This is a genomic window from Moorena sp. SIO4E2, assembly GCF_010671945.1.
Lineage (GTDB): Bacteria > Cyanobacteriota > Cyanobacteriia > Cyanobacteriales > Coleofasciculaceae > Moorena > Moorena producens.
The window spans coordinates 1-1,146 of record NZ_JAAHIE010001356.1 but is presented as its reverse complement, the minus strand read 5'-3'; the positions used below and the strand labels follow the sequence as shown (position 1 = coordinate 1,146).

1 pseudogene is annotated in these 1,146 nt (G+C 44.1%); it reads left to right on the top strand.

The window, feature by feature from the left end:
* Positions 1 to 80: 80 nt before the first annotated feature.
* Positions 81 to 1,146: pseudogene (locus tag F6K37_RS43645) on the top strand (IS4 family transposase).

Below are 1,146 nucleotides of genomic sequence, written 5' to 3'. Positions count from 1 at the left end.
CTAAGTACAGGACAAAAAGTTGAAAAGATAGACAGGAAAAGGGTTTCATGGAAAAAACAACAACTTTCAACGAAACCCTCATGAACCAGGTTAACTTGCTGGTGCAAACATTGAAACCTGATCTGAAATGGCATGGAGCGCGACTAAGCTTCCTGGCACTGTTTCTGATTGCTCTATTTCGAGCTCTTACCGTAAACTTCACACAACTAGCCACCGGGTTTATGGGCACAGCAAAAACATCATCTAACTACAAGCGACTACAAAGATTTTTCCGAGACTTTGAGCTAGACTACTATGCTGTGGCTAAGTTAATCGTCTCGATGATGGAGATTCCTGAACCTTGGGTGTTAAGCTTAGACCGGACACAGTGGCAATTTGGTCACAAAATCTTCAATATTCTCACCTTGGGCATTGTTCATCAGGGGGTAGCATTTCCACTGTTGTGGTGGATGCTCGACAAGAAAGGAAACTCCGACACTGGTGAACGTATAGAATTATCGGAGGAGTTTATAGAACTGTTTTGTCAACATCAAATTGCCTATCTTGCTGCTGACCGAGAATTTCTGGGAAACCAGTGGTTACAATACTTGCTTTCACAACCAATGATGCCTTTCAGGATTCGGATTCGCCACAGCGATAGCTTGGGAGATGGTCACACCACCTTGTCAGCTCGTGTCGTTTTTGCCCATCTTCAGATTGGTCAATCTCAGAGACTCAAAACCAGTCGCTGTTTGTGGGGTCATTGGGTGGATGTGGAAGCTCTTCGTCTCGAAGATAATTCTTTACTGGTGGTGGTTGCTCCTCCAAAAAGCCCTCCCGATCTACTGAGTGATTATGCTCCGAAGCTGGGGTATCGAAACTTTGTTTGGCATTTTTAAGAGTCGTGGTTTCAACCTCGAAGATACTCATTTACTAGATTCTGAGCGTTTGAGTCGTTTAGTCGCTTTACTCACTATTGCTTTGTGTTGGGCTTTTCGCACTGGTCAGTGGCTGTCTCAATGCCAACCGATTACCATCAAAAAGCATGGGCGTAAAGCCAAAAGCATTTTTCGCTGTGGCTTTGATTATTTGCGCCGTCTGTTCTTTAATTTTACACAATTTGACTGCGAGTTTCGCCACTCTCTTCGCTTTTTGTCCTGTACTTAG